This is a genomic window from Lacihabitans sp. CS3-21 (assembly GCF_024343675.1).
Classification (GTDB): Bacteria; Bacteroidota; Bacteroidia; order Cytophagales; family Spirosomataceae; genus Leadbetterella.
Window position 1 is genome coordinate 67576 of record NZ_RJUD01000011.1, and the last position, 26463, is coordinate 94038.

The window sequence follows — 26463 nt, forward strand, 5'->3', positions numbered from 1 at the left end:
TCTTTGCAAAGGTCGCGTCCTTAGGTAAGAATTGTCTTACACAATTTGCCCTAAAACTTACAAGATTCACACTAAAGTGTTTCTGCAACTTCGTATTTGATAGCGATTTTCTTTGGTTCTTTTGGCTGTATAATGTTTTCTAAAATCCCTTTTTCCATGGTCAATCGAGCCATCAGATAGCTCACAGTAGACTCCGCTCCTTGGTTGATGTTGATGTAAGTATCTTCTAAACCATCATAACAACCACCAGTACTTGGGTTGTAAATGATTTGATGCAAATGATTGTTACCCAAAAACCAGCTAAAAGCAATTTCCATTTTAAGTTGATATTGTTCGTCTTCAAATACATTCGTGAATTTTTCCAAAGCCATTATAGTGTAAGCAATATCAATAGCCTGCTCGCCACCTACAGTTACACGTTTGGTTTCTTCACCTCTATGGAGCCATCCATTGTTTGAGATGACATTGATGGTGTTTTTTGTAAAAATTTTCGAAAGTAGAAAATCGAAGCTTGTTTTCGCAATTTCTCTATAAATCGGTTCATCAGTGATCAAATAAGCACACAATAAAGCCTCTGGCAAAATGCTGTTTCCATAGGTGAGATATCCCTCAAACCAGTTCCATTGTGGTTCTGACTCATGCAAAAACATCTGAACAAGTCTGTTGGATAGTTGAGAAATCAATATTATGTCTGAAAGGTTTTTGTTTTTTTTGTTTCTGTAGTAAAGCCCTTTTATAGTAAAAGCCATCGCCCTTGATGAGTAAATTTCCAGAACATTAGAGATGGCAAACTCCAGTGCGTTTTCTGCCTCTAAAACCAATTCTTGAGGCAGTATATCTGAATGAGAAGTCAAATAGCCCAATGCCCAAATGGCTCTGCCATTGGAATCTTCTAAATTAGTTTCTTGATTTTGCTCTGTAAACTGCTTACTTTCATCTACATAGTTTAAAAACCTTGAGTTGGATTGTAAGCAAAAGGTAATAAAATTGAGATAAGTTTTTATGTAAGCTAAATCAGCATGATTATTTGTTTTTTCATAATGCATACACATGGCTACCATAGCTCTGGCGTTGTCGTCGAGCGTATAGCCTGAGTTTATGTCAGGTTCATTGATGATCGAAAACTGAATCATGCCAAATTCAGTCGTCAATTTTTTTAAATAATTGAGATTTATTTCTGGCATTTTATATTCTAAATCAATACTTTTTGCCGCTACTTTTTGAAACAATCTGGCGTGTCCTATGGCTGCATTTTCCCAAGCTGTGGGTGCCATGCTGTGGAGTCCAACTGAACTTATGTTTTTTCTCAAAGTTTTGCTTTTTAGTAATTTATTGATTGCTTTAGATAACTGCGGAGGGTTTCCAAAATCAACAATTACGCCCGCTCCATCTTTTAATACTTCCATGGCGTGCGGAATAGGTGTGGACACAATAGGGCAGCCACAACTAATGGCATATGAAAACGTACCGCTTACGGCCTGATTGGGGTCTTTCGATGTAAAAAGGTAAATATCAGTCAATTGTAAATACTCCAACAGGTCTGGCAAAGGCAAAAAATAATTGACAAACCTCACATTTTCTTTCAAACCTAAGGCAGTTACTTTTTCTTGTAGCATATTTCTATACTTTTCTCCTTCCTGATTAAAAACCGACGGATGTGTTTTGCCAATAATCAAAAACATGACGTTTTTGTTTACCTTGATAATTGCAGGAAGTGCATTTATGGTGGTTTCGATGCTTTTTCCCGAACTCAACAGTCCGAAAGTAGAAAGGACTTTCTTTCCTTTTAAATCATATTTTAATTTGAGAAGGTCTTTGTCTAAGTGTTCAACCAAATGCGTCCCATGAGGTATTATTACTATTTTTTCTTCCGAAATGCCATAGTCTTGCACCAAAATCTTCATGGAGGATTTGGTCATTACCACGATAGATTTACTTTCAGCCGCTATTTTGTTTACATTGAATCTCAACGAAATGTTTGGATTTGGCAAAACGGTGTGGAAGCCTAAAACGATGGGTTTTTCCAAAGCCACCAAAAACTGTTGGAATTCGAATTCTCTTTTCGCAAAGAAACCGAATTCGTGCTGAATCATCACGGTTGCGATGTTTTTGTCCAAGTTTATCTCTTTAGCCAAATTTGCAAAAGCACCCGATAAGTCGGTATTGAGTTTAAATTTTATTTCTTCCTGATATTTATGTTTTTCATTATCAGACTCCAAAGCACAAATACTTATATTAAAAGAGTTTAAGAATTTGTTCTTCAGCGATTTAATTAAATCTTGCGAGTAAGTAGCGATGCCGCACTCACGCGGTGGAAATGAGGTAACAAATAAAATTTCAGGTAGATCATGTTTTAGTTCTATTTCGTTTTTTCCAAAATCAAATGTATGTCCCCCTTGTAAGTTTTGGTATTTAAAATTATGCAATTTGTTTTTTCTCATTTTGAATTGTGTTTTGTTTGAGTTCTTGTAATAGTGAAAATATGCTGACTGATGCATAGGCAATTCTTTCGTCTGCCGCACCATAATAAATATAAAGGTTGTCGCCGAAAAGGGCAGTGCCTGTAGGGAAACACACATTGTTTACCTCGCCGTTTACTTCCCAATCTCTTGTCGGTTCAAACAAAGGATAGGGTAGACGAGCGATTTCAATATGCGGATTTTCTAGGTCCAAAAGTGCTGCACATGCCGAGTAAACATAACCGTTTATCGAATCTCGTACACCATGGTAAATTACAAGCCATCCATCAGAAGTTTCTATGGGAGGGCAACCACTTCCCACATAACTTACTTCGTGGTCATATTTGGGAGATAAAACAATATTGTCTTCAAAGCTCAAAAAATACCTTTTCCAAAAGTCATCTGTGATTTCTGCTAATTTCTCCACGCCAACCAAAATCTGGATATGTGGTTTTATTCTATGCAGAAACAAAAACTTACCGTTTATTTTTCTGGGGAAAAAGATCAAATTCTTGTCCCACAACAGCACTTTTTTGTTTGAATCTGTCTGAAGGTGATGTTGGTCGTTGAATCTTTGGTATTTTTCGTTTAGAATATTTTTTTGCTCTGTAAGCGTATTGAATTCTTCGTAAGTCAACTGTGGGACAATTATTCCTTTCTTTTCCCAATGTATCAAATCAGAAGAAATAGCCAATGCTCCAAGTGCATTTATGCCGTCAAAAGCGGTGTAGCTTAAATAGTATAACTCGTCTATTTTTACAATTCGTGGGTCTTCCACACCGTGTGATTCATATTCGTATTCTGGTACTATTATGGGGGCTTTGTTTCGTTTTATAATCTTTGAAGGCCCCTCCAATTGGCAGTACCCGATGGTGGAATAATTGTTAAAACTGACTGCTCTATAAAAAACATGTAGCACGTTTCCTTCTTGAATAACACCAGGGTTTAGAACACCGCTACTTTCAAATTCGATGGGTGTTTTTTCAAAAAGAATCCCTTGTTTAATTACCTGTACCATAATATTTTATTTAGAATATCATGTGGAGGTTTGATTACTTTTTTCTGCACGCTTGGCAACTTTTGCAAATCGCTTTTCTTTTAAGTTTTTGGCAGGAGACTTCTTGCCGGATTTATCTTTCGTATCTTTTTCGTTTGACATATGGAATATTTTTAATACTCCAAAGGTCAAATATTTATAACCAAAATGTGTTACAAGACTCTAATGGATTTTTATATGATTCACACATTGTGTTTGGCAAATATTAGCTATATATCTTTGTTTGAAATTGTGCGGGTTTCAGCTTTTGCGATTTCGGTCGGTGGCACTTTTCCCGAATATTTTTTTGCATAGGCGGCAGTGAATTCAGCTCCAAAAAATAGAATCATAGAAGAATAAGAAACCCATAAAAGTATCAGAATGATGGTGCCTGCAGCACCGTAAACCGAAGCTGGGTCTGCTTGGCTGAAGTAAAAGGCGAGTGTAGTTTTGCCCATCGTGAATAACAGGCCAGTCAAGATAGAACCCATCCATACATGTTTCCAAAGAATTTTGGCATCAGGTAAAATTTTAAAAATCAAGGCAAAAAGCATGGAAATAACTGCCAATGAAAAGACGAAGTTGATGATATTAAAAAATAGGATGGTGAAACTTGAAGTGTATTCCTTGAATAATTCTCCCACAGCCACTATGGCAGTGGAGGTAACAAGTGAAACGATTAGCAGAAACGCTGTGGCCAAAATTAAGCCAAATGAAAAAAGTCTTGCTCTAAGAATGGGCAAAATGCCTTTTTTTGTGATTACTTTAACTTGCCAGATGGCGTTTAGGGTAATTTGTAATTCAACAAATACTCCAGTAGCTCCTACGAGGATGGTTACCATACCCACCACCGAACCCCAGGTGGTAGATTTTGTTTTACTAGCGTTTATCAACATTTCTTGTATTTGTAAAGCAGTTTCTGGTCCCATAGTACTTGAGACTTGAGCTAGGATATTTTGATTTACGGTATCTTTACCAAAAAAATAACCCGCTATGGCAATCACTAAAACCAGTAATCCTGGAATACTAAAAATAGCATAATAGGCAATAACTGCACTTTGCCGGAATGGATCTTTGGCTACCCACTCTATAAAAGTAGTCTTAAATATTTCACTTAAATGTTGAGTTTTGAATGGCATAATTTGTCGATATATTTTTACCCACAATATTGGAAATGGACTTTCCTCAAGGTTGTTAGTTTTTAGATGGATAGTAAAATCTCCAAATACATGGCTAGTGCCAATACGCGACAAAAAAACACTGTCTATAATCAATTCCTAAGCTCTCACTTTGGAGAATTTCACAAAACCAATAACAATATTTGCTTAGGTAGGTTTTATGGTGTTTTGTCTCTCAGTTGATTTTTTACCATATTTTTCAATCAACTATTTGCAATCGGAGAAAAAACAAGTGTAATTATCATCACTACTAAGGATGCGATAGCAAAAAATAAAACGTTTTTTTGAATTTCTGCATCAATCATTTTATGATTTAAAATATTTTGCTTCCAAATTTTCTATTGAATGCTGTCTTTAGGAGTCAATAAACGCTTAGTAGAATCACTTTTTATGATTGTGGTATTTTTCTTCTTTAAAGCATTCGCTTTTTTGATTTCGATCTGCTTAGCTGCTTTCTCTTTTTTCTTAAAATAACCTTTCAGCAAAATACTATTTTGGGCTGCGTCAATCGTCTCGTTTAATCCTTTAGTACCTGTTTTTAGATTCATCATAGTTGAATCAAGTGTCTTTCCAAATTTTTCGTCGGTCACAAGTTTTGATAATGCACCTTTTCCGCTGTTCATACTTTCGGTAAATTTTGCAAATTCATTGGAGCTATTTTGAAGGTTAACTAAAGTGGATTGTAAGGTGCTCGAAAATTGCTCATCTGAAATCATCTTGGAAAGAGCACCATCGCCATTGTTTACCTTATAGCTAAATTGAGCTAGATTATCAGATATGAGGGCAACGTTGTCTATGCTTTTTTTCATACTCAACATCAAATCTTCCATTTCAATAGCGTTTTTTGAGGTCAAAATGTCGTTGTCTTTTACTGATTTGAAAGTAAAGGTGCCTGGAGAAATGACCAAGACTTTTTCGCCCATTAATCCATCCGAACTGATACCTACTTTGGCGTCAGTTTTAATAAATGGCTGTGCACTTTTTTCTATTATTAAGTCAACCATTACCGAAGTGTCAGAAATCATTTCAATGGCATCTACCGTACCAATATTTATACCTGAAAATCTAACGTTATTGCCTATTTTTAAACCGCTTACGGTTTTAAAGTGTGATTTTAAATGGAATGTAGAACCAAAAAGGTTTTTCTGTTTGCCTACAAAATAAATGGTGACTGCGAAAAAGAGAATTCCTGCAGTTACAAACATGCCCAGTTTCCATCTAAACCCTACGTCTTTTTTCATTTGTTTTAATATTTATTATGATATTTCAGCATATCCTATAGTTGATTTCATATAAAGAATGATCTAACCCATTCATCTTCGCTTTTCTCCAATGTTTCGTAGGTGCCTTCTGTATACACCAATCCATCTCTCAAAATCACGATTCTGTTACTTGTAAATTTGGCACATGCCATGTCGTGGGTGATAATAATTGAGGTTGTTTTGTATTTCTTTTGAATAGAAATAATCAGCTCGCTAATTTCTCTCGAGGTGATCGTATCTAAGCCAGTTGTGGGTTCGTCGTAGAGGAGGATTTCAGGTTTCAAAATTAATGTTCTTGCCAAACCCACACGTTTTCTCATTCCTCCCGAAAGTTCTGAGGGCATTTTGTCGATAGCTTCTGACAAGCCAACACTTTCTAATGTTTCTTCAATTGCCAAATTCACTTGAGATTCTGTAAATTCTGCTCGATGCCTTTGTAAAGGAAATCCCAAGTTTTCTCTGACCGTCATGGAGTCATATAAAGCACCATTTTGAAACAGAAAACCGATTCGAAGTCTGATTACATTCAGTTCATCATTGTCTAATTTTGACAAGTCAGTTCCAAAAACCTTAATTTCTCCTCTATCTGCTTCTACCAATCTCACCAAACATTTAATAGTAATTGACTTTCCCGATCCTGATTTCCCCAATATAACCAAATTCTCTCCTTTTTTAACGTGGATATTAACGCCCTTTAAGACGTCTTTATCTTTGCCAAAAGATTTATAAAGGCCTTTGATTTCTATAATTGGAGATTTATTTTCCACTTTATTGTTTAATTTTTATTTAATCTGAAAACCTCATAGTTTTTAAGAAATTCTTTTTGAAAGTATTAAGGTTGTTTATGAAATTATTTTTTAGAATCTGTCAATCAAAAAATTAAATCCGTCAATTGAACGGCTAACATGTCTATGATAAAAATGGCCAATGAGGCATAAACAACGGCTGAATTGGCAGCTTTACCAACACTTTCGGTGCCATTGGAAGCAGTAAATCCCATGAAACATCCAATGGTGCCTATAAAGAATCCAAAAAAGAAGGTTTTGATGGTTGCTGGAAAAATATCCACAAAACCCAAGGTTTCAAATACCAATGAGTTGTACCTGACGATATTCAGCTCACTATGAATATTGTACCCAACGAAACCACCTAATATGCCAATTCCATCTGCAAAAACAACCAATAAGGGTATCATCAATGTAGAGGCCAGAATTCGGGTGACCACCAAATATTTGAAAGGATTGATGGCCGAAACCTCCATGGCGTCGATCTGTTCGGTAACTTTCATAGAACCTAACTCAGCACCTATTCCCGACGACACTTTGCCAGCACATATAAGGGCAGTTATTACAGGAGCGATTTCTCTTATTAGAGAAAGTGCTACCATACCAGGTAACCAAGACTCTGCTCCAAATTCTGCCAATGTAGGCCGCGACTGCAAAGTAAGCACCAATCCCATGATGAAACCTGTGATGGCTACCAAGGGAAGTGATTTGTAACCAATTACATAGCATTGTTTTACGAACTCTCTTAGTTCCAATGGCGGTTTGAATAGCTCTTTAAAAAACCTGAAAATGAACAATACAAATTCTCCTATTCCATCGAAAGTATTTTTTATTTCTATCACCATATTTTTCTTTTTTTGAAGGTTTTGCTGAAGAATTTTAAAATAAAAAGTCTGCTATAAAACCAATTATAACAGACTTTTTCGATTGATCTCTCAAGCTTATTTTATTGGAAAACTAACTCCAACGTTTAAGCCGAAAGCTTGATTTTTAAATTTGGCTATTGGTGATTCGTTTACGTCAGCAAAGCCTTGGCTAAAACCAGCGTCTACATTTAACCATGTACGATCCTGAATACGGTAATTAAATCCAGCTCCAATCACTGCACCGAAGTCTAATTTCTTATAAACCGGTCCACCATTTGCTTCTGTGATTTTGGTTCCATCCTTTAACGTTGCACTTAAAAGTGTACCCACATATGGTCCACCATAAATTTTTGGTCTGAATTTGTCACCACCTTCGCCAAAATAATAGATGGCAGTGATAGGCATTTGTAGATAGTGCAATCTGTTGATGTAGTCTACATTTTTATAATCAGTTCCCAACTGCGAGTACATAAACTTAGCACCGATACCTACGTTTTCATTAACACTGTAGTTTGCGAAAGCTCCTAAAGTAATACCAGGCAATGCTTTGGTATTGGTTGGGCCAGAAAGGGAAGAGATATTAAATCCCACCATAGGACCAACAGAAAGCGTTTGAGCTTTTACCATTCCTATATGAATGAAAAATATTGCAAAAAGAATAATTGTAAATTTTGACATTTTCTTAGTATTTAAATTCGAAATAATTATAATACAAAGGTGCGACGATTTATGGTGTTACATGTTATAGAATACTATCAAACACTTACATAATTCACACATGGCACAATATTTTTTGTTTACTTTTCTTCTGTATTTTCTATTTTTTCTGCCAATTCGGCATATTCTTTCTGTAGCTCGTATATTTCTATTTCAGTTTTTGATTCTACGTTTATCACCGAATTACTTGCTGTTTCTGTAGATGCCACCAGTTCATTTACTTTTAGATGAAGTGAACCTGAAAACCTGCTGAATTCTTTTTGAATGACAAATAAGCTCAAAAATGTTACACCGTGAATTAAATCTCTGATGACTTCATTGATGTCATGGTTGCTATATTGGCGGTTGAAAAACCAAAAAACCACCATTACGAAAGCCAAAAAAAAAGTGATGGAGCTACCCAATATAGTGGTAATGAGATAAGTGATTTTTTCAAAAAACTTTTCGATTTTAATATAAATAGTTTTCATTATTAGATTCTTTTCAAATGCTTAATAGTTTCTGATTTTCAATATAATCTTTCAATAAGATTTTTAAAGATTCATAATAATCTGAAAGTGAGGAGATATTGATTTTTGGAGAAGAAACATTCGGTATGGTCACTGGCATTTCAGTTAAATACACCGATATTTCTGGATATTCAGTTTGAATCTTCAGTGTTATTTTTAGAATATCATCATTCAATTTATCTATTGCTTTCATGATTTTTCTTTTTTAAAAATCAACATAGGGATTTTAGATTCTTCCACAAAATGTTTGGTTATGCTGCTATTGAACAAGTTACTAAAAATAGTTTTTTCGTAAACTGCCAAGGCTAATACATCTGGTTTTTGGTTTTTAGAATAGGTTTCTATTCCCTTCACAACTTCTTTTCTATTCAAATCCTTAAAAGTTATGTTATTTCCTTCAAATTCTTTGCTCAAATCTGCCATAGTTTCTCCTGATTTCAGCATAACTTCATTGTCAAAATACGCTTGAATATGAATGACTTTGCAACTAGCTCCTAACGGAACAGAAAATTCTAAAAGAGTTTTTGTCGCAGATACTTCGTCTTCCTGAAGATCTGCTGCATAAATAAATACTTGAGGAACAGTTAATGGAGAGTTTATCGGCACAATCCAAACTGGACATTCCGCAGATTTAACCACGTTTTCGGCGTTTGAACCCATCCACTTGTCGAAGACATTGGAGACACCTTTGGTACCCATCACAATCATATCCACTTTGAATCTTTTTGATACCTCAACAATACACTCCGTTACAAATCCATATTCCAATAGATGTTCTATTTGAACCTCAGGAAGTTCTGTGCTTAGAAATACTTTTTCACTGAAAATTTCTAAATTTTGCAATGCGTTCTTTTGAAGCTGCATCTCCAATATACTGGTATCATTCATAGTTTGAGGCTCCAAACTCAAAGAAATGATGTTGGTAAAAACATGTAGAATAATGAGTTTAGCATCAAATCTTCTTGCAAGCATACCCGCATATAGAGCAGCATGCATCGAGTTGTCACTAAAATCTGTTGGAAAAAGAATCGTTTTCATAGTGTTAATATTTGATTGATTTGTGCTGAAAAAGAGGTAATTAGATTGAAAATCAGAGAGATTGTCTATCATTAACAGAATTTTCCAATTCCATTATTAGGTCTTTAAAGCCTACATTGGTCAGTTCAATTTCACAAGAAATGTGAACATCATCACCCACCATAATACCACCAGCTTCTAGATTCGAATTCCAGATTAAACCCCAGTCTGCTCTTTTTATTTTTCCTGAAACAGAAAAACCCGCCCTTTCATTTCCCCAAGGATCTTTCACAATTCCGCCGAATTCTACTTCTAATTTTATATTTTGCTTTATACCAACCATCGTTAGTTCGCCCCACAATTCATGTTTTTGTTCATCATCTATTTTGCCTATGGTGCTGGATACAAATGAGATTTGCTTATGGTTTTGAACATCTAAAAAATCCATGGCTTTAAGGTGTTCATCCCGTTTTTCGTCACCAGTGGTTATGGAAGAGGCATCTATCCAAACGTCAATTTCAGCTGTACTGAAATCTTGTCCATAGGTGTAAATGTTGGCATCAAATGTTTTAAATGAGCCCTTTACGTGGGCAATCATCAAATGTCTGATTTTAAAAGTAATATCGCTGTGAGCTTGGTCAATTGACCATTTGATTTGATTTGTCATCGCATATTTTTTCATAAATGTGAATGTATTTTCACACTATAAAGGTCATGCAAAGCTGAAATAGAATGTTATATAAAAAGTGAGAAATGTTTCAAAATTCACACTTTTTTTGGGCTTTTGGGTGCTTATAGTTTGTTTTTTGCTTTTTTCTTAAAAAATCTTCTCAGCAAAAAGTTGTGTTGCAAAGCTTCTAAATCCTCATCGAGTTTTTTGCTTCCTGCTTCTAGATTTTTTAAGGTGGTTTTCATGGCGGCCGCAGTTTCTGAGTCATTAAGCAATACACCTACGGCATTGTCTTTTTGACCGAATTTTTCACTTGCGGTTTTTAGGTTCTCAGTAAACTTGGTAACAGATTTCGAAGCGTCATTTAGCTCTGCCAATGTGGCCTTGAGGCTTTTATAAATGATGGTATCGCTGGCTATATCATTCACAGAATTGCCTGGCAGGACTAACTTTTTAGAAAATCCTTCTAAATTTGCAAGAACCTTTTTGCTACCTTCCGATACAGTCTTCAGGTTGGTCAAAGTAGATTGTAGATTACTAGTTGATGCTCGAAGTTGATTGGCTATGGCTGGATCATTTAACAAAGTTGCTAAGGCTCCTTCTCCATTGTCTATTTTTTTGCTGATACTTTTGAAATCATGGGTTATTTGAAGAATATTCTTGTTGTTTTCTTGTAAAGTAGCCATCATATCGTCTGTACTTATTCCATTTTCTACTTTCAAAACATCTCCCTTTACTACCTGAGGCACGGACTTGTCGCCTCCATAAATGATGACAATCTTGTTGCCAATCAGGCCGTCAGACCCTATTTTTGCTTTGGCGTTTTTATGAATGTATGCCTCTGCTTCTTGCTCAATACTCATTGTAACTATTACTTTAGAATCTCCATAAAAGCTGATTCTCTTTATGGTGCCAATTTTTACACCCGATAACCAAACATTGCCACCTTTGAGCAACCCTCCAACATTATCAAATACGGCGTACAACGTAAAAGTTTTTACAAAGGTTTTCTTTTGATTGCCTAAGGTAAAAACTGTCATTACTAAAATCAATAAACCTAATAATATAAACATACCGACTATCACTGGTCGATTATTTTTTAATGCTTTCATTTGTCATTTATAAAATTGTATTCATAAAAAGTTCTGGCAATTTCGTTCTCAGACTTAAAAACTTCATCAAAACTTCCAGATTTCAAAAATTTTCCTTGAACCAAAATGGCCACATTGTCAGCAGTGTTTTTGGCACAAGTAAGGTCGTGGGTGATAATTATAGAACTGGTTTTATATTGTGCCTGAACTTTCTTAATCAAACTGTTGATTTCGCTACTGGTGATGGGATCTAACCCAGCCGTGGGTTCGTCGTAAAGCATTATTTCAGGCTTCAATATAAGTGTTCGGGCTATTCCTATTCTTTTGCGTTGTCCACCAGACAATTCTGAAGGCATTTGATCAATAGTTTGTGGTAATCCTACTTCGTTTAATACCTCCTCAATGGCATGTTGTATTTCTGTTTTAGACAAATTAGTTTTATTCCTTATGAGTGGAAAAGCCAAGTTTTCTCTAACGGTCATACTATCATATAGAGCACTGTTTTGAAAAGAAAAGCCGATTTTTGACCGTAAAGCTCTGAGTTCAACAGGACTGATTTTATCTACTTCTAAGCCGAGGACGGTTACCGTACCTTCATCGGGTTTTAACAATCCAGATATTATTTTTATCAGTACAGATTTACCACTTCCTGATTTGCCCAACACTGCCAAATTTTCTCCTAATTTGATATTTAGGTTCACCCCATCTAAGACTTTCAAACTGCCGAAAGACTTTTTTAGGTTATTTATGCTTATCACCGATTTTTTTTCAGTTACATCATTATTTTTCATAAATTTTATCTAATAGAATTTACAAATTGAACAATGATCATTTCTTCAATAAAAATCAGAAACATAGCTACAACTACTGCTGTATTAGCTGCTTTACCGACTCCCTGTGTGCCGTTTTCAGCATAATAGCCTTGGTAGCAGCCCGCTACGCCAATGGTAAAACCATAGCAAACTGCCTTGAAAATGGAGGAATTGATATCTAAAAAAGATATGGTACTAAATGCATTTTTTATAAAGGCCGCAAAACTCGTTTGTTCGTTTTGATGGATATTCATAAAGGAGCCCAGCATGCCAACCAATCCGGAATATAGAACCAGGACAGGCATCATAAATGTGGTTGCCATCACACGGGTAACTACTAAATATTTGAAAGGATTGGTGGCTGATACCTCCATGGCGTCAATTTGTTCGGTAACTTTCATTGAACCGAGTTCGGCACCGATGTTAGAACCTACTTTACCTGCAGCTATAAGAGCTGTTACCAATGGAGCCAAGGCTCGAATAATAGCTATAGAAATCAGAGAAGGCAACCAAGAACTGGCACCAAAAGTAGAGAGTGATGGTCGAGATTGTTTGGTAAATACGATGCCAATAATAAATCCAGTCAAAGAAACCAAAGGGAGCGATTTGAAACCTACATTAAAACATTGATTGATAATTTCTTTCCACTCAAAAGGTGCTGTAAAAGCCTCTTTGAAAATCAAACCGATAAATTTGAAAACATTGTTTACGGCCAGAAAAACGGTATCTAAACTTTTTGAAAATAGATATTTTTTCCCGTTATTATCTGTTTCTGCTTTCATATTTCTATTAGGCTAGTTTAAATATCGTCTTAAAATCCAAGCGGTGGTTTCGTGATATTCTAGAATTCCAGTTAGAAAATCTGTAGTTCCTGCATCGCCGTTGGTTTCTGAACTTGCGATATCTTTTCGCAGTTCTACAATGACCATTTGATGATCATTTACCAAATCCATCAACATGCCTTTTTGTGCAGCATAAACACCTGGGTTTTCTTTCAGTCTGGTGTTTTCCAGAAATTCTTTCATTGTGCCAATGGCTTTTCCACCTAGTTTCCCTATCCTTTCAGCAACGGTGTCTATGGTTTCTTCCAATGCTGAATATTGATTTTGAAAAAGTTTGTGGAGTTCCATAAAACTTTCACCAGCCACATTCCAATGGAAATTTCGGGTTTTGGTATAAAGTATAACTTCATCAGATAATAGTACCGTGAGCATTTGAATACTCTTGCTCAAGCTTTTTTCAGTAAGACCAATTGCTGGTTGCATAATTTTTGTTTTTGTATAGTTTTTATTTCCATCTTCCAGGTACCCAGTGGCTTCCATTTTTGTTGGTTTTCCAGTAGCCTTGTTGATAGTTTTTTTTGGATTTAGGTATTGCCCAATAACCTTGGCGTCGCGTGTAGGTTTGATTTTTTCTATTAAATACCCAATTGTCGTTTAGCCAAACATAATTTTGACCTGGCCTAACAGGCCTTTTCATTTCTACAACTAAAGGTTTGTCTTTAACATATTTTGTTTTGCAACTTCCAATTATGAATGTTAAAGCCAAAAGAATAAATACAATTTTGAGATTTTTCATCATTTGTTTTATAGGTAAAACCAAAAGTTGAATCTCAATTTGGTTTTTCTATGCCTCTAAGAAATTTTCAAGATTCGTCTTTGGTTGTTTTGATGAGTCCAATGCCCGATACAAAGAATATTACTCCGATGATGCCGTAGGTAACAAGGGTCTTTATGTTTCTAGTGCCTGTTGAACTATTGACAAATAAAAATGCGGCATAAATAAGTCCGACGATACCTAAAAGAGTCAGTATGGCTCCAAAAATTCGTTTTAAATTCATGATATATATTTAAAAGGGTTATTTGTAAATTTTTAATTTTTTAAAAAAAGCTGCATGGATGTTATATAGCGTAGTGCTGATGAAAATGGATTAAATGCTGATAATCGAGAATACTTTAAGCAACCAAATGATGACACCAATGACTACTACGAAATTTAGTATTTTCTTTATTTTGCCGTCCATTGGTAAATAATTATTGACCAACCAAAGCACGAAACCGATTACAATTATTACGATAAGAATATTTAGAATAGGCATGATAAAAATGGGGTTTATGATAGGTCAAAGGTAGTGTTCTGGACTTGCTTGCCTGTTATATAATTCCAAACATCCTTTATAAGATTCACACATTTACACTAAGTTTTTATCTGCTTTTATACACCAAAATAGCTCCTTTATGAAGGCTTCTGTAAGTGGTTCGCTGATTTTTTTATGCAGGCTATTGCCTTCCTCGTCGTAGTTTTTCTCTACATCTGGCACTGCGAATTGCTCGGTGATGGTCCAGGCTTTCATTTTCCAAAGAGAAAACTGGAACGAGACCAATACCTGGGAGCCTGCAAAAGGTCCACTCGAAACCGTAACTATTCCTACGGGTTTATGTCGCCATTCTTCATAGAGAAGATCAACGGCATTTTTGAGACTGGCTGGATAGCCACCATTGTACTCCGGAGTCACTATGATAACGCCATCTGATGCCGCTATTTTTTCTGCAAAATCCATAACCTTTTTGATTGGATTTTTTTGTTTTTTAAAGGTTTGGCTAAATATTGGGAAATCATATTCTTTCAAATCTAGAATATGGGCATTGGCAAGAAAATTTTCATTCAGATATTTCATAAAATATAATGCCAAACGATGACTTTTCCTGTCGGGTCTTATACTGGACGAGATGATGGCTATATTGTGCATTTTGTTTGAAGATTTGTGAGGTTTTTTATAGAATTTACCCTTGGAGAATGTTTTAAAGAAAAGCAAACACATATTTTCAAGAATCTTTTCAAGAAAGCTTGTACTATGTGTCTACATTTTCAAATTAGTGTGTGTGGCTAGTAGCCTTAAAAAATCTTAAGACACGTAATCATTATCAAATATTACTGCTAATTGATTGTCAACGGCCCAAACTCCGGGAGCACTCCATGCCATGCGTGAAGCTTCGTCTTTTTGGTGCCACGACGACACATTTCCCGTTAGTGTTACTCTGTGGTCCATTACTGCCACATCTATATTTTCACTTTTTACGGACCAATTTCGTTTGATGGCCGCCTCAATATCATTTTTTTCTATCTTATTTTCTACTTCCAACTTAATGGTTATGTTATTGGTCACACCCTTTATTCCTGTCATGTTTTTGATCGAATTTTTTGCTTCTTCGCGTTGGTAGTTCCAGTTGGTTTCGCCATCCAAGGTTATCCAGCCATTTTCCACTTTTACATGAATTTTGTCATTGGGTAGTTGCCAATTCCATTTGTAGGCGTTTACTATTTCTTTCGCTATGTCGTTGTCATCGTGTTTTGCCCAATCGGTGTTGAATTTCACCTCGATTTTCTCTACCACCGCCTTTACACCCATGATGTGCTTGGTTGCATCTTCGGCTTGTATTTTTTTCGCGTAATTGTCCACTGTACCTGATAGGGTCACAATTCCATCATGTACTACTACGCCAATTTCGGCCGCATGAAGTTTTGGTTCCCATTTGAAAGCATCTTGTACTTCTTTTTGAAGTTCCTCGTTAGATTTCATTTTTGTGTTTTTTATTGTGATACTATTTCCTTCACAAAGGTGGAATTAATGGCTAAGAGGTCGTTGTAAAATATTGATTTCTATTTGTAAAATTCACACATTAGGAAAAGTTTAAATTGTAAATGGCTCTCTTAGCTCTCATCTGGGCGATTTTCTCTTTGGACGCTAGCCATTTAGACCCCATGGCTTTGCCCATCATTTTATCAAATGGCATTCTTAGTGCAATATTCATTAATCCTTTTAGATTGGTTTGTAATGAAGGAGAGAGTTTTCTGTAACTGACTGACATACTGCCTTCTAGATAAGTCATATAGTGCCAATATCCGCTCGGCATAAAAATAGAATCACCGTGCTCCAGCGTGCATTCATAGGCTTTTATAAATATTAATCCTGGGTATTTTACAAAATCCAGGTCGTCGAGGTTGATGAGCGAATAGGTGCAGTAGGGTAGGCGATAGAGCAAATCAGTGTATTCAGGTGCTATCAGAACCACTTTTTTCTTACCTCCAAAGTGAGTCAGCAGCACATTAGACATGTCTATGTCATAATGAATCCTTACCGTGGTGTTTTTTCCGCCAAAAAACATCAGACCTAGGTTGCCGAGCATGCCTTGGAAGATTTTCGGACAAGGAAAATCTTTCTTGAGCTTGGGTAATTGTTTGGACATATTCATTCCAAAAATTCTCAAATCGGTTTTTTCATCTTTTTGAATAATAGAGAGGTAATCTCCAAAATTCATTTTAAAATCAGGCCTCGTATAGGTTGATTTTGAACGCTTTAGATTTGAATTATCGAAAACACTGATTTCTAAATCGCCGGCTTTGTCCATAAAGTATTTTATATTCCAACTTTGTCCAGCCACTTTTTCATTTGCCAGGCCTTTCAAAACCACAGGTTTTTGGGTCATGAAATAGTTCTCTTTGAATTTATCTAGTTCTGAGATTTCCAATACATCGATTTTTTGTTTTAATTCCATGTTGTTGTTATTAATAGTTTATATGAACGATTACTTCGTTTCTTCTCCTAAAGAACTGAAATCGAGAGTTATAGCCTACATATTGGAAGTTGCCAAAATGACGAATATTTGACTTTTTCAAGGCCAAAACCATGGTTTTTGCGTAGGACTTTATATCACTTTCCAATGCGAATCCATCGAAGGTGATTACGGCTAAATAGAGATTATTATTTTTTGTCACAGAACTATGAGCTTTTGAATTGCTATTTAAGTTTTGGGTAATGAGCGACCCAGAGAGCTTGGCGGAGTTAGTGGCATTTAATTGCGGACTATAGGAGATTCCGAATCTGTCCAAGTTTTTGATTCCATTTCTGCTGTATTCTTTAAATCGAAAGGCCTTAGAATTTATTTCTTCCACTGCTATCGGATTGTACATACGTATTTCAAAGTTTTTGTGGGTATGTATCACTATATAAGAGCTTCTGTCTTCTATTCGGTTGCTAGAAACGGCCAAATAAAACTGATAAATCAATAAAAAAGCGAACAAATTAACGAGGATAACTATACGAATTTTCATAAAATCTAATGGTAGGATTGTAGGCTCATTTAATAATACAAATATTGTTTTTACTCCTTTTAATAACTTATACAATTCAGAATTTAACTTTCATCATTCACACATAATTTATTGATTTTGAATAAATTATGTTTTTCCGTGACTAAAATTGTATATTAAGTTGAAAATAAGAGCCCCAAATCATGATTCTTGATAGTTTGTTTAAAACTATATGAACAATTTACTTGGAAACCCGCCAAATAGACTACCTTCGTTGTCAAACAGCACTTAGCCATGAAAACACTTTTGCCACCCATAAGAAAGCTCACATCTCCTTTAGAATTGTCATCTAAAAGCTCCACTGCTACCCGAAAGAACATTAAAATAGATACCATAGAAGTTTCAAATAAAGAACTGGATAATCATGGCTTTACAGTTGTTTCCATTGGTGCGTCTGCTGGCGGATTGGAGGCTTTCATTCAATTTCTTCAAAATCTGAAGTCTGACACAGGTATGGCGTTTATTGTGGTGCAGCATCTGAGTCCAGATCACAAAAGCATGCTCCCAGCGATTTTATCTAAGTCGACCAGCATGTTGGTGCAAGAGATAGACGAAATGGAAGAAATGAAACCTAATAATGTGTATGTTATACCATCTAACAAAGGTATTGAGGTAATTGATGGACATATAAAGTTGATTCCTAGAACAAAAAGCGGAATCGCTATTTCCATAGATGTTTTGTTTTCTTCCTTAGCCGAAACGCACAAAGAAAACACGATAGGTATAGTGCTATCCGGATGTGCAAATGATGGTACAAAGGGTTTAAAAGATATCAAGTTGGCTGGCGGGATAACTTTTGCACAAGACGAATCTGCCAAATATCAAAGTATGCCCCAATCTGCAATTACCGAGGGAATCGTAGATTTTGTAATGTCGCCCAAGGAAATAGCAGAGGAAATAAACTGGATAAGTAAACACCCATTGGTAATCAGAAATTCAAAGAAAATAAATCCAGAAGACGAAATTGACAACGAAAATCCTGATTTGGTCAAAATTCTGAATCTAATTTTGATAAAAAAAAATGTAGACTTTTTTCATTATAAAATGAATACCATCAAACGGCGTTTGTTACGACGGATGATGAATCTCAAATTGGCCTCTATTAAAATATATGCAGACTATCTGTTGGAGAATCCTAACGAAATAGATTTGCTTTATCAAGATTTACTGATAAACGTAACCGAGTTTTTTAGAGATCCTGAGACGTTTTTGTTACTTAAGAAAACGATTTTGCCAAGAATTATAAAGTCAAAGAAAGAAGGTGAAACGATTAGGATTTGGGTGGCTGCTTGTGCTACAGGTGAAGAAGTATATTCTATTGCCATTACATTACTTGAAATTCAACAAAGTAGCTCTGTAAATATCCCTTTCCAGATTTTTGCATCTGACTTGAGTGCTGAGGCCATAGCTTTAGCGAGAAATGGTGAGTACACAGAGAGTCAAATGAAAAATGTGTCAACAAAACGACTCAGACAGTTTTTTACAAAATCAAAAGATAAGTACCGAATCGTTAAGTCGCTTCGAGATGTTTGCGTATTTGCACAACACAACATTCTCAACGATCCGCCTTTTTCAAGGATGGACTTGATCAGTTGCAGAAACTTCTTAATTTATTTGGATGCATTTAACCAAAAAAAGTGTGTTAGCACATTCAATTATGCTCTTAATGACAACGGATATTTGATGTTGGGCAAATCTGAAACCATCGGTTCGTCTGTAAAGTTGTTTTCAATAGTAAACAAAAAAAGCAAATTTTATTCTCCTAAAAAGAACTCAGGATTGGCAAAAAAAACAGATATAACCATCCGTTTGCCACACACCATTAGTTCTGAACTGAACAAATTTACTCCACCAAATATAAAAAAAATCATCAACAGCCTTCCTAGTTCAAACCTTGGAAGTGCCTTAGATGCGGTGCTTTTGGCACAGTATGTGCCTGCAAGCGTTGTCATAAACTATGAGTTAGAGATTTTACACTTTAAAGGGCCAACAGCTACTTTTCTTCAAAATTCGTCAGGAAAAGCTTCCTTTAATATTTTGAAAATGGCTCATGAAGGAATCACCTTTGAGTTGAGGAATGCTATTCATCATGCCATCAAAACTAAGCAGACCATAAAGAAAACTGGAATTGAAATGGATCGTGGTCTTCTGCAAAATATAGTGAGAATAGTCAATATTGAAGTAGCTCCGCTTAAATTAGAAAATGAAGAGCCGCTTTTAATAGTGATTTTTACTGAACAGCTCTTGGAAATACCAGAAAGTTCGGCAAATGGCACCAAAAACAATTCGTTGGCCAAAGACCGCAGGATTAGAAAACTGGAGGAAGAGTTGACAGCCGCAAGATCAGACATGGGCTCGATAACCCATGACCAAGAAGCTGCAAACGAAGAACTTCAAAGTGCAAACGAGGAGATCATATCGAGCAACGAAGAACTACAAAGCCTCAACGAAGAGTTAGAAACCTCGAAAGAAGAAATAGAATCGACCAACGAAGAACTTACAACCAGCAATCAGGAACTGAATGCCCGAATTTTACAAATAGAAGAATTGTATTCCTATTATGAAGGCATTATTTCTACTGTACATGAACCTGTTTTGATTTTGGATAAAAATATCCGAATAAAATCTGCCAATGGGTCATTTTGTAAAATGTTTAAAGTTTCAGAAGACGATCTCTTGGGCGTTTCTATTTATAAAATCAATAATGGAGAATGGAGCATTCCGGCCTTGAGGGAGCTTTTGGAAGATATTATACCTAAAAATCTTAGATTTCAAGACTTTGAGATTGAACAGACTTTTGAGCAGATAGGCATTAAAAACTTGTTGCTCAATGCCCATAGGATTCAACAAAAAAGTCAGAATGAAGACCTCATTGTGCTAACCATTGCCGATATAACGGAAGTTAAAAGACTAGCCGTTGAGCAGCAAATCAGGCAAAAGCTGGAGTTGGAGGTTCAATTAAACCTTGAAAAAGAAGCCCATAAAGCTATTGAAAATAGTAATAGCCGATACAACAGGTTGCTCATGCAGTCTCCTTTTGCTTTCGCTATTTTGATTGGAGAAGAATTGAAAATTTCACTTGCCAATGATACCATAAAGGAAATTTGGGGAAAGGGAAACGTAATTGAAGGAAAACTTCTGGTGGAAGTATTACCAGAACTGTTGAATAGTGATTTACCCGATATAATATTAGAAGTATTAAAAACAGGCAAACCATTTGAAGGGTATGAATATCTCGTTTCAATTCAAAGAAACGGAAAACTGGAGAAAGTATATTTTAATTTCGTGTATCAGCCTTATTATGAAGCAGATGATACAATTTCTGGTGTGGTAGTTATTGCTTATGAAGTGACATCGCAGATTCATACGAAAGCGGAGCTCATAGAAGCTAAAAACCATGCTGACCATAAAACAAGAATAGCCGAGTCTGCCGTGAAAGCCAAACAGCAGTTTTTGGCCAACATGAGCCATGAGATACGTACACCCATGAACGCCATTTTGGGTTTTACCAATGTTGTTCTCAAAACTACGCTTGATACCGCCCAAAGAGAATATCTCAATGCCATAAAAATTTCAGCCGATGCCTTGGTGGTTTTGATTAATGATATTCTAGACTTAGCCAAAATAGATGCTGGCAAAATGTCTTTTGAAGAAATTAAGTTTGATTTGGATTTAACGTTAGACACCATGGTGCAGTTATTTGATCTTAAAATCAAAGAGAAAAATCTAGAATTTGTAAAAGATTATGATCAAAATATTCCGAAATTTCTAATAGGAGACCCACTACGATTGAGACAAATAATTTTAAATTTGATAGGCAATGCAGTTAAATTTACCAGTCAAGGCAAAATAATTTTCGCTGTAAAAAAGCTAAAAGAATCAGAGCTAAAAGTGACTTTAGAATTCAGTGTAACAGATACAGGTATAGGAATAGAGCAAAATAAGTTGAAACAGGTATTTAATAATTTTGAGCAGGCTAATAAAGAAACCACCAGTTCATATGGTGGCACTGGGCTTGGTTTGGCCATAGTAAAACAATTGGTAGAACTCCAAAACGGAGAGGTATTTATCAAGAGTGAATTAGGTGTGGGCTCAACTTTTGGCTTTATATTGGATTTTGAAATACCGAGTCAGGACGTCATGGAGGAGCCTTCAAAGATAGAAGAACTTCAAAATGAAAACTCAAATGGGATTAATTTGAGAAAAAAAATATTGGTGGTGGAAGACATGCCTCTGAATCAATTTCTGATAAAAATCATCTTGATGGATTTTGATTTTGATGTTGAAATGGCCAATAATGGCAAAATAGCCTTAGAAATACTTGAAAATGACACATTTGACGTTATTTTGATGGATTTGCAAATGCCCATCATGAACGGTTTTGATACCACTGAATACATCAGACAAGTGATGAAATCGGATATTCCGATCATTGCACTAACGGCGGATGTAACTTCGGTGGATGTAGAAAAATGTAAAACACTGGGCATGAATGATTATATCTCAAAACCAATAGATGAAAAATTGCTTTTGACCAAAATAAATGCCTTTTTGGCAAAGTAAAACCTTTCATGGTGTCAAACGTCCACGAGTTTCCAAATCCATTGAGCGGTATTTCGGTCAAGGGATGTCATTTGAGTAACCATAAGATTAACAGCTTTTTTGCTCATTTTCCAGTCAATGGCGAGGGTGTGACCAACTGCATCGTATACAAATACTTTTTTAAAATGGCACGCACTGTTTACTCCAGCCAACTGACACACTTGGATGGACTTGAGCAGAGCTTCTTGGATTAATTCTTCCGTAATTTTTTCTGAAAAAGGCAAATGACGGAATGAATATTTGCATAAAGAATCATAAAAGGCATTTTCGAAATTTTCCACTGATTTTTGGTTGATTTGAGGAGAATACCTAATAATTACATTTTTTTCCATGGTTGTATTTGTTTATAAAATAGCTTTTAATTCTTCAAATTTTGCTTTTTGCTCTAAACTCAAGTTTTCTGGAATCTTTACTTGTAATGTTGCATACAAATCACCAAACTGGTTGGTTTTGTCATAAATAGGCATTCCTTTTCCTTTTAATCGAATGACCTTCGCATTTTGCGTGCCCGCTTGCAAGTTTATTTTTACCTGACCAGTAAACGTATGAATGAGGATATCACCTCCAAGAATTACCGTAAACAAATCTACTGACTGAGAAATATACAAATCATTCTGCTTTCTCTCGAATTCGGAATCCGATTTTACCTTAATTTTTACATACAAATCGCCCCTTTCTCCACTTGCTCTGGGAGCGGCTCCTTTGTTCTTAACTCTGAGGATTTGACCTGAGAAGGTTCCAGGCTTTGTAGTAATTCTTAGTTTCTCTTTATCAACTTGTAATATGCGACTTGTTCCATGATAGGCTTCTTGAAGCGTAATCTCCATTTCTGTTTCATAATCTCCCCCTTTGGCGTTTTTTGCAGTCTTGGTATTTCCATTTTTTGAAGAGAAAAACTGCTCAAATAAATCGGAAAAATCTGCTTGATCTCCAAAGTCTTGATACCTGCCTTGTGAAGTATTTTGTCCTTTATAATTTTGTGGATCTTGTCCTGGATTTTCCCAATATTGCCCAAACTCATCGTACTTGGCTCTTTTTTCAGGATTACTCAGAACGCCATTGGCTTCGTTGATAGATTTGAAATTCTCTTCAGCTTCTTTATTACCAGCGTTTTTATCTGGGTGATACTTTACGGCCAAACTTCTAAAAGCTTTTTTGATTTCGTCCTGTGTAGCTTTTTTTTCGACGCCTAGTATTTTGTAGTAATCTTTGAAATCCATAATGCTTTACGTTACTTCATTTTCTGAGCTTACACCATTTTCAAAATCTGTAAAGTTTTTTAAGGTTATTTTTACGATTTGCTCCAAAGCTTCTTCTGTAAAAAATCCCAAGTGGGGCGTTATCAAAACATTGTGAAACGACATGAGTCGCTCTATCAAATCGTCCTGGATAAGAGACTCGGACAAGTCTTTAAAAAATATTTTTTCTTCTTGTTCATAAACATCAATGCCTAAATAGCCTAATTTCCCTTTCTTTAATGCCACAATAGCATGTGAAGTATTGATGATGGCTCCTCGACTGGTGTTGATCAGCATGGCTCCACTTTTCATTTTTTCAAAGGCCAAACTGTCAAATAAATGTTTAGTTTCGTGGGTAAGCGGACAATGGATAGATACAATGTCAGAGTTGGCTAAAACCTCATCAAAAGTCAAGTATTTTACGCCTTTGGCCTTAAGGTCATCAGATTCAACGGTATCGTTTACCCTTATTTTACAACCGAAACCCAACATGATTTTAGCAAATGCAGTACCTATTTTTCCAGTTCCTATGATGCCGACGGTTTTCTCATAAAGGTTAAAACCCATGAGTTTTTCAACAGAGAAATTGCCTTCTCGCACTCTGTTGTAGGCTTTGTGGGTTTTGCGATTTAACGTAAGTATAAGTGCCACTGCATGTTCGGCCACGGCTTGAGGGGAATAGGCGGGCACTCGCAGTACTTTTATATGATGTTTTTTAGTGGCTGTAAGATCTACATTGTTGAAGCCAGCACTTCGCAAATCTATAAGTTTGACACCCTGATTGGCTAGTTTCTCAATGGTATTCTCGTCTAAAATATCACTAACAAAAACGCAAACTGCCTCGAATCCCTTTGCCAAGTCAGTAGTAGCAGCATTTAAAGAAGCTTCAAAAAACACCAGCTCATGCTTGGCATCAGCATTGTATTTTTCAAGGTAAATTTTTTCATAGGGCTTGGTACTGAATACGGCTACTTTCATGGTATTTAATTAAATCTTATAAACAGAATTAATAAGAAGCTAATGGACTCAGAACTTTATTTAATCAGATATTTAAGTTAATATAGAATTTGCTAGAATACCCAAAGAAATCAAAGTGCCGATGCTTAAAAGAATTAGCAGTGTAGAATCGTTGTAGGTATTTTCATGCGAAATATAATAATCGTTATCATCATCTTCTGGATTTAAGTTTTTCAGGTTAAAATCCGAATCTTTAAAAAGAAAGGGAAACTCATCTTTATTTTTTTTTGAGTTTTCCGATTTGGAAGATTTTACTTCTTGATATTCTTCATTTTTGGACTTTACAATAATGTCCTCAACTTCTGGAAAGTCGATGTAATCTGGCATTGCAATGAAAATTAAGTTGTGTTATTTTAATTATTGATTTAAAGGTACTAATATTCATTGTCTGAATTATGCCATTTTACCTGAAAATTTTTCGAGGAATTTAACTAGAATTTGTGTAACATTTTGATTCAAAATATCAACTTACCTAGCTGTTATTTGATCTTAGTCTTTAAAATCCAGTTGATTTTTAAGATTTGGAACGGTTAGTTTTGAATAAAAAGAATTTGGACTCTCAATCATCATGGTTGTCTCCACCCAAGCTGTAGTAGTTATTTTCCTCATCTTCAGAACCAATATTTTCTTGGTTGTTGTCCAATTCAGAGCCAGGTACATCCAGTGCATCACCCATGCGGTCTGGGCTTAGAGCTGTTAGCGGACTGTCTTTTTTATCCCTTTTATTTTCTACTTTTTTGGATTTTACAAAGATGTCTTCACCCGGTGGGTAAGGGATATAGCCAGGCAATTCAATTTTCTTTTCGTTGGATTTATTGTCTTTGCTTTTCATTTTATTGGGATTTAAAATTCAATAAATGTATTGTTTTGAGAAATATTCTTTTACGTAAGCATGTTGCTGGTTTTCCGTCATTTTAAAGGCTTGCTGAACCTCGATTTTTATCTTATTGAAATGGTGGTCCTCTTTCAGAATATTTGACAATTCCAATTTCGCGGTGGTGGGTCCAAACAAAAGTACACCTTCATAATTTTGGATCACTTTGCTTATTTCCTTGTAATATTCAGCTTTTAGCTGCTTTTCTTTGGTGTGCATGCCACTTTCTCCATGAGATAGACTCTCTTCTTTTACTTCTTGCGTAAATTTGGATTTGATAGTAGTGGTCACCATATCTTCGTTGGAATATACCATGAAGTTTGCTTCTGTATGATCCATCCAAATGCCGATTAGGGTTGCTTTGGTCATTTTTGTTAGTAGTTTAAGGTTATTTACATTGTCCGAGTACTACCCAGATAATTATGAAAACTATGATCGTTCCGAAGCATCCGCCTCCCAGTTTTTTAGCTCCGTATCCAGCTATTAAACCTTTAAAAATATTGTTCATAATAATTGTTTTTTGTTAGGTGTAATATACAAAAAAGAATCAAGAAGGGCATTAAGCTCTTCGGGATTCTTTTTAAAATTGCATTAGAACTTATAGCCCAAAGATAATTGACCTACGGCGTTTTTTCCGCTTCCTAGAAATACCCTGGCGTTGTCTTCGGTAACATCTATAAACCCTTGGTTATATCGAACCCCAATCATCATTTTATTGAAATTATATCCCAATCCTGCCGATAAGCCTGCATCAAATTTTTTGAATGCATCCACCAAAACGGAGTTATTGTTGTAGTAGGTATAATCTGGCGTAGAAATCAGATAAGAGGCAAATGGGCCTACGTTTATGTTGAAATCGCTCATTTTAAACGAGACTGGCAAAATCAAATCTACATAATTCATATTGATGGATTGCTTCTCGCTCAAAACCTTAAACGAAGTTCCCTTGGTAGAGTAGCTAACTTCTGGCTGTATCGACATAAAGTCTTCTACAAGAGGCACATCTGCAAATACACCAGCGTGAAAGCCTATCTTTTCAGATTTGTTGGGTAGATTTGGAAATGATACCGTGGAGGCATTCAGTCCAGCCCTTACTCCAAATTTCACTTGAGCCTTAATTCCAAAAGAAATCAAGAACAAAGCAAAAGCTATAATTATTTTTTTATGGTTATTTTTCAT

The 26463-nt window shown here is 35.7% G+C and carries 31 protein-coding genes; 1 reads left to right on the forward strand and 30 read right to left on the reverse strand.

Features of this window, described 5'->3' with window-relative positions:
- Positions 1–71 precede the first annotated feature (71 nt).
- From EGI24_RS08890 to EGI24_RS09000, 23 genes are all read right to left on the reverse strand, one after another.
- The gene (locus EGI24_RS08890; protein ID WP_255048020.1) at positions 72–2441 is read right to left on the reverse strand and encodes a glycosyltransferase; all 2370 of its coding nucleotides are present in this window, start codon (positions 2439–2441) and stop codon (positions 72–74) included.
- Complete coding sequence (locus EGI24_RS08895; RefSeq protein ID WP_255048021.1) at positions 2419–3477, reverse strand: hypothetical protein; 1059 nt, start codon at positions 3475–3477, stop codon at positions 2419–2421. The genes EGI24_RS08890 and EGI24_RS08895 overlap by 23 nt, the downstream gene beginning before the upstream one ends.
- An 18-nt stretch (positions 3478–3495) precedes the next feature.
- Positions 3496–3618, reverse strand: a complete 123-nt coding sequence (locus tag EGI24_RS08900; RefSeq protein WP_255048022.1) for a hypothetical protein — start codon at positions 3616–3618, stop codon at positions 3496–3498.
- A 107-nt stretch (positions 3619–3725) separates the two neighbouring features.
- Positions 3726–4634, reverse strand: coding sequence for a YihY/virulence factor BrkB family protein (locus tag EGI24_RS08905; RefSeq protein ID WP_255048023.1), 909 nt, complete (start codon positions 4632–4634; stop codon positions 3726–3728).
- Positions 4635–5011: 377 nt separating this feature from the next.
- Positions 5012–5914 carry an MlaD family protein gene (locus tag EGI24_RS08910; RefSeq protein ID WP_255048024.1) on the reverse strand — a complete coding sequence of 301 codons (903 nt, stop codon included), beginning with the start codon at positions 5912–5914 and terminating at the stop codon, positions 5012–5014.
- Between the two features lie 47 nt (positions 5915–5961).
- Positions 5962–6702 carry an ABC transporter ATP-binding protein gene (locus EGI24_RS08915; RefSeq protein ID WP_255048026.1) on the reverse strand — a complete coding sequence of 247 codons (741 nt, stop codon included), beginning with the start codon at positions 6700–6702 and terminating at the stop codon, positions 5962–5964.
- A gap of 104 nt (positions 6703–6806) precedes the next feature.
- The gene (locus EGI24_RS08920; RefSeq protein WP_255048027.1) at positions 6807–7565 is read right to left on the reverse strand and encodes an ABC transporter permease; all 759 of its coding nucleotides are present in this window, start codon (positions 7563–7565) and stop codon (positions 6807–6809) included.
- Between the two features lie 96 nt (positions 7566–7661).
- Positions 7662–8264 (reverse strand): porin family protein, encoded by a 603-nt coding sequence (locus EGI24_RS08925; RefSeq protein WP_255048028.1) that lies wholly within the window; start codon positions 8262–8264, stop codon positions 7662–7664.
- Positions 8265–8383: 119 nt separating this feature from the next.
- Entirely contained in the window at positions 8384–8773 is a 390-nt protein-coding gene (locus EGI24_RS08930) for a low affinity iron permease family protein (protein WP_255048029.1), read from the reverse strand.
- Between the two features lie 13 nt (positions 8774–8786).
- Positions 8787–9005, reverse strand: a complete 219-nt coding sequence (locus tag EGI24_RS08935; RefSeq protein WP_255048030.1) for a hypothetical protein — start codon at positions 9003–9005, stop codon at positions 8787–8789.
- Positions 9002–9850 (reverse strand): universal stress protein, encoded by an 849-nt coding sequence (locus EGI24_RS08940; RefSeq protein WP_255048031.1) that lies wholly within the window; start codon positions 9848–9850, stop codon positions 9002–9004. The genes EGI24_RS08935 and EGI24_RS08940 overlap by 4 nt, the downstream gene beginning before the upstream one ends.
- Positions 9851–9902: 52 nt before the next feature.
- A complete protein-coding gene (locus EGI24_RS08945; RefSeq protein ID WP_255048032.1) occupies positions 9903–10496 on the reverse strand; it encodes a YceI family protein in 594 nt (197 codons plus the stop codon).
- Between the two features lie 125 nt (positions 10497–10621).
- A complete protein-coding gene (locus tag EGI24_RS08950; RefSeq protein WP_255048033.1) occupies positions 10622–11611 on the reverse strand; it encodes an MlaD family protein in 990 nt (329 codons plus the stop codon).
- A complete protein-coding gene (locus EGI24_RS08955; RefSeq protein ID WP_255048034.1) occupies positions 11608–12381 on the reverse strand; it encodes an ABC transporter ATP-binding protein in 774 nt (257 codons plus the stop codon). Before EGI24_RS08955 ends, EGI24_RS08950 begins: the two co-directional genes overlap by 4 nt.
- A gap of 5 nt (positions 12382–12386) precedes the next feature.
- Positions 12387–13184, reverse strand: coding sequence for an ABC transporter permease (locus EGI24_RS08960; RefSeq protein ID WP_255048035.1), 798 nt, complete (start codon positions 13182–13184; stop codon positions 12387–12389).
- A 12-nt stretch (positions 13185–13196) separates the two neighbouring features.
- Positions 13197–13667, reverse strand: coding sequence for a Dps family protein (locus EGI24_RS08965; protein WP_255048036.1), 471 nt, complete (start codon positions 13665–13667; stop codon positions 13197–13199).
- A 22-nt stretch (positions 13668–13689) separates the two neighbouring features.
- On the reverse strand, positions 13690–13983 hold the full coding sequence (locus EGI24_RS08970) for a hypothetical protein (protein WP_255048037.1): 294 nt from the start codon (positions 13981–13983) through the stop codon (positions 13690–13692).
- Positions 13984–14047: 64 nt separating this feature from the next.
- On the reverse strand, positions 14048–14242 hold the full coding sequence (locus EGI24_RS08975; protein WP_255048038.1) for a hypothetical protein: 195 nt from the start codon (positions 14240–14242) through the stop codon (positions 14048–14050).
- Positions 14243–14332: 90 nt separating this feature from the next.
- A complete protein-coding gene (locus EGI24_RS08980) occupies positions 14333–14500 on the reverse strand; it encodes a Thivi_2564 family membrane protein (protein ID WP_255048039.1) in 168 nt (55 codons plus the stop codon).
- Between the two features lie 93 nt (positions 14501–14593).
- Positions 14594–15151, reverse strand: coding sequence for an NADPH-dependent FMN reductase (locus EGI24_RS08985; RefSeq protein ID WP_255048040.1), 558 nt, complete (start codon positions 15149–15151; stop codon positions 14594–14596).
- A gap of 156 nt (positions 15152–15307) precedes the next feature.
- The gene (locus EGI24_RS08990; protein WP_255048041.1) at positions 15308–15982 is read right to left on the reverse strand and encodes a BON domain-containing protein; all 675 of its coding nucleotides are present in this window, start codon (positions 15980–15982) and stop codon (positions 15308–15310) included.
- A 100-nt stretch (positions 15983–16082) separates the two neighbouring features.
- Entirely contained in the window at positions 16083–16958 is an 876-nt protein-coding gene (locus EGI24_RS08995; protein ID WP_255048042.1) for a cupin-like domain-containing protein, read from the reverse strand.
- Between the two features lie 10 nt (positions 16959–16968).
- The gene (locus EGI24_RS09000; RefSeq protein ID WP_255048043.1) at positions 16969–17514 is read right to left on the reverse strand and encodes a heme-binding protein; all 546 of its coding nucleotides are present in this window, start codon (positions 17512–17514) and stop codon (positions 16969–16971) included.
- A 273-nt stretch (positions 17515–17787) separates the two neighbouring features.
- On the opposite strand from EGI24_RS09000, the gene EGI24_RS09005 reads away from it, so the two are divergent.
- Positions 17788–22116 carry a CheR family methyltransferase gene (locus tag EGI24_RS09005; protein ID WP_255048044.1) on the forward strand — a complete coding sequence of 1443 codons (4329 nt, stop codon included), beginning with the start codon at positions 17788–17790 and terminating at the stop codon, positions 22114–22116.
- 14 nt (positions 22117–22130) lie between these two features.
- Here EGI24_RS09005 and EGI24_RS09010 read toward each other — a convergent pair whose 3' ends face one another.
- The 7 genes from EGI24_RS09010 to EGI24_RS09040 all read right to left on the reverse strand — a co-directional run bounded on the left by EGI24_RS09010 (position 22131) and on the right by EGI24_RS09040 (position 26463).
- Positions 22131–22487 (reverse strand): hypothetical protein, encoded by a 357-nt coding sequence (locus tag EGI24_RS09010; protein WP_255048045.1) that lies wholly within the window; start codon positions 22485–22487, stop codon positions 22131–22133.
- A 12-nt stretch (positions 22488–22499) separates the two neighbouring features.
- The gene (locus tag EGI24_RS09015) at positions 22500–23375 is read right to left on the reverse strand and encodes a DnaJ C-terminal domain-containing protein (RefSeq protein WP_255048046.1); all 876 of its coding nucleotides are present in this window, start codon (positions 23373–23375) and stop codon (positions 22500–22502) included.
- A gap of 6 nt (positions 23376–23381) precedes the next feature.
- Entirely contained in the window at positions 23382–24371 is a 990-nt protein-coding gene (locus EGI24_RS09020) for a 2-hydroxyacid dehydrogenase (RefSeq protein WP_255048047.1), read from the reverse strand.
- Between the two features lie 72 nt (positions 24372–24443).
- Complete coding sequence (locus tag EGI24_RS09025; protein ID WP_255048048.1) at positions 24444–24737, reverse strand: hypothetical protein; 294 nt, start codon at positions 24735–24737, stop codon at positions 24444–24446.
- Between the two features lie 232 nt (positions 24738–24969).
- Positions 24970–25242 carry a hypothetical protein gene (locus EGI24_RS09030; protein ID WP_255048049.1) on the reverse strand — a complete coding sequence of 91 codons (273 nt, stop codon included), beginning with the start codon at positions 25240–25242 and terminating at the stop codon, positions 24970–24972.
- An 18-nt stretch (positions 25243–25260) separates the two neighbouring features.
- Positions 25261–25653, reverse strand: coding sequence for a hypothetical protein (locus EGI24_RS09035; RefSeq protein ID WP_255048050.1), 393 nt, complete (start codon positions 25651–25653; stop codon positions 25261–25263).
- Between the two features lie 222 nt (positions 25654–25875).
- Positions 25876–26463, reverse strand: coding sequence for a porin family protein (locus EGI24_RS09040; RefSeq protein ID WP_255048051.1), 588 nt, complete (start codon positions 26461–26463; stop codon positions 25876–25878).

Bases quoted from the DNA above. Each gene is read 5' to 3' on its own strand.
- EGI24_RS08890 (WP_255048020.1), bottom strand. From the start codon at position 2,441: ATGAGAAAAAACAAATTGCATAATTTTAAATACCAAAACTTACAAGGG.
- EGI24_RS08895 (WP_255048021.1), bottom strand. From the start codon at position 3,477: ATGGTACAGGTAATTAAACAAGGGATTCTTTTTGAAAAAACACCCATC.
- EGI24_RS08900 (WP_255048022.1), bottom strand. From the start codon at position 3,618: ATGTCAAACGAAAAAGATACGAAAGATAAATCCGGCAAGAAGTCTCCT.
- EGI24_RS08905 (WP_255048023.1), bottom strand. From the start codon at position 4,634: ATGCCATTCAAAACTCAACATTTAAGTGAAATATTTAAGACTACTTTT.
- EGI24_RS08910 (WP_255048024.1), bottom strand. From the start codon at position 5,914: ATGAAAAAAGACGTAGGGTTTAGATGGAAACTGGGCATGTTTGTAACT.
- EGI24_RS08920 (WP_255048027.1), bottom strand. From the start codon at position 7,565: ATGGTGATAGAAATAAAAAATACTTTCGATGGAATAGGAGAATTTGTA.
- EGI24_RS08925 (WP_255048028.1), bottom strand. From the start codon at position 8,264: ATGTCAAAATTTACAATTATTCTTTTTGCAATATTTTTCATTCATATA.
- EGI24_RS08930 (WP_255048029.1), bottom strand. From the start codon at position 8,773: ATGAAAACTATTTATATTAAAATCGAAAAGTTTTTTGAAAAAATCACT.
- EGI24_RS08935 (WP_255048030.1), bottom strand. From the start codon at position 9,005: ATGAAAGCAATAGATAAATTGAATGATGATATTCTAAAAATAACACTG.
- EGI24_RS08940 (WP_255048031.1), bottom strand. From the start codon at position 9,850: ATGAAAACGATTCTTTTTCCAACAGATTTTAGTGACAACTCGATGCAT.
- EGI24_RS08945 (WP_255048032.1), bottom strand. From the start codon at position 10,496: ATGACAAATCAAATCAAATGGTCAATTGACCAAGCTCACAGCGATATT.
- EGI24_RS08950 (WP_255048033.1), bottom strand. From the start codon at position 11,611: ATGAAAGCATTAAAAAATAATCGACCAGTGATAGTCGGTATGTTTATA.
- EGI24_RS08955 (WP_255048034.1), bottom strand. From the start codon at position 12,381: ATGAAAAATAATGATGTAACTGAAAAAAAATCGGTGATAAGCATAAAT.
- EGI24_RS08960 (WP_255048035.1), bottom strand. From the start codon at position 13,184: ATGAAAGCAGAAACAGATAATAACGGGAAAAAATATCTATTTTCAAAA.
- EGI24_RS08965 (WP_255048036.1), bottom strand. From the start codon at position 13,667: ATGCAACCAGCAATTGGTCTTACTGAAAAAAGCTTGAGCAAGAGTATT.
- EGI24_RS08970 (WP_255048037.1), bottom strand. From the start codon at position 13,983: ATGATGAAAAATCTCAAAATTGTATTTATTCTTTTGGCTTTAACATTC.
- EGI24_RS08975 (WP_255048038.1), bottom strand. From the start codon at position 14,242: ATGAATTTAAAACGAATTTTTGGAGCCATACTGACTCTTTTAGGTATC.
- EGI24_RS08980 (WP_255048039.1), bottom strand. From the start codon at position 14,500: ATGCCTATTCTAAATATTCTTATCGTAATAATTGTAATCGGTTTCGTG.
- EGI24_RS08985 (WP_255048040.1), bottom strand. From the start codon at position 15,151: ATGCACAATATAGCCATCATCTCGTCCAGTATAAGACCCGACAGGAAA.
- EGI24_RS08990 (WP_255048041.1), bottom strand. From the start codon at position 15,982: ATGAAATCTAACGAGGAACTTCAAAAAGAAGTACAAGATGCTTTCAAA.
- EGI24_RS08995 (WP_255048042.1), bottom strand. From the start codon at position 16,958: ATGGAATTAAAACAAAAAATCGATGTATTGGAAATCTCAGAACTAGAT.
- EGI24_RS09000 (WP_255048043.1), bottom strand. From the start codon at position 17,514: ATGAAAATTCGTATAGTTATCCTCGTTAATTTGTTCGCTTTTTTATTG.
- EGI24_RS09005 (WP_255048044.1), top strand. From the start codon at position 17,788: ATGAAAACACTTTTGCCACCCATAAGAAAGCTCACATCTCCTTTAGAA.
- EGI24_RS09010 (WP_255048045.1), bottom strand. From the start codon at position 22,487: ATGGAAAAAAATGTAATTATTAGGTATTCTCCTCAAATCAACCAAAAA.
- EGI24_RS09015 (WP_255048046.1), bottom strand. From the start codon at position 23,375: ATGGATTTCAAAGATTACTACAAAATACTAGGCGTCGAAAAAAAAGCT.
- EGI24_RS09020 (WP_255048047.1), bottom strand. From the start codon at position 24,371: ATGAAAGTAGCCGTATTCAGTACCAAGCCCTATGAAAAAATTTACCTT.
- EGI24_RS09025 (WP_255048048.1), bottom strand. From the start codon at position 24,737: ATGCCAGATTACATCGACTTTCCAGAAGTTGAGGACATTATTGTAAAG.
- EGI24_RS09030 (WP_255048049.1), bottom strand. From the start codon at position 25,242: ATGAAAAGCAAAGACAATAAATCCAACGAAAAGAAAATTGAATTGCCT.
- EGI24_RS09035 (WP_255048050.1), bottom strand. From the start codon at position 25,653: ATGACCAAAGCAACCCTAATCGGCATTTGGATGGATCATACAGAAGCA.
- EGI24_RS09040 (WP_255048051.1), bottom strand. From the start codon at position 26,463: ATGAAAAATAACCATAAAAAAATAATTATAGCTTTTGCTTTGTTCTTG.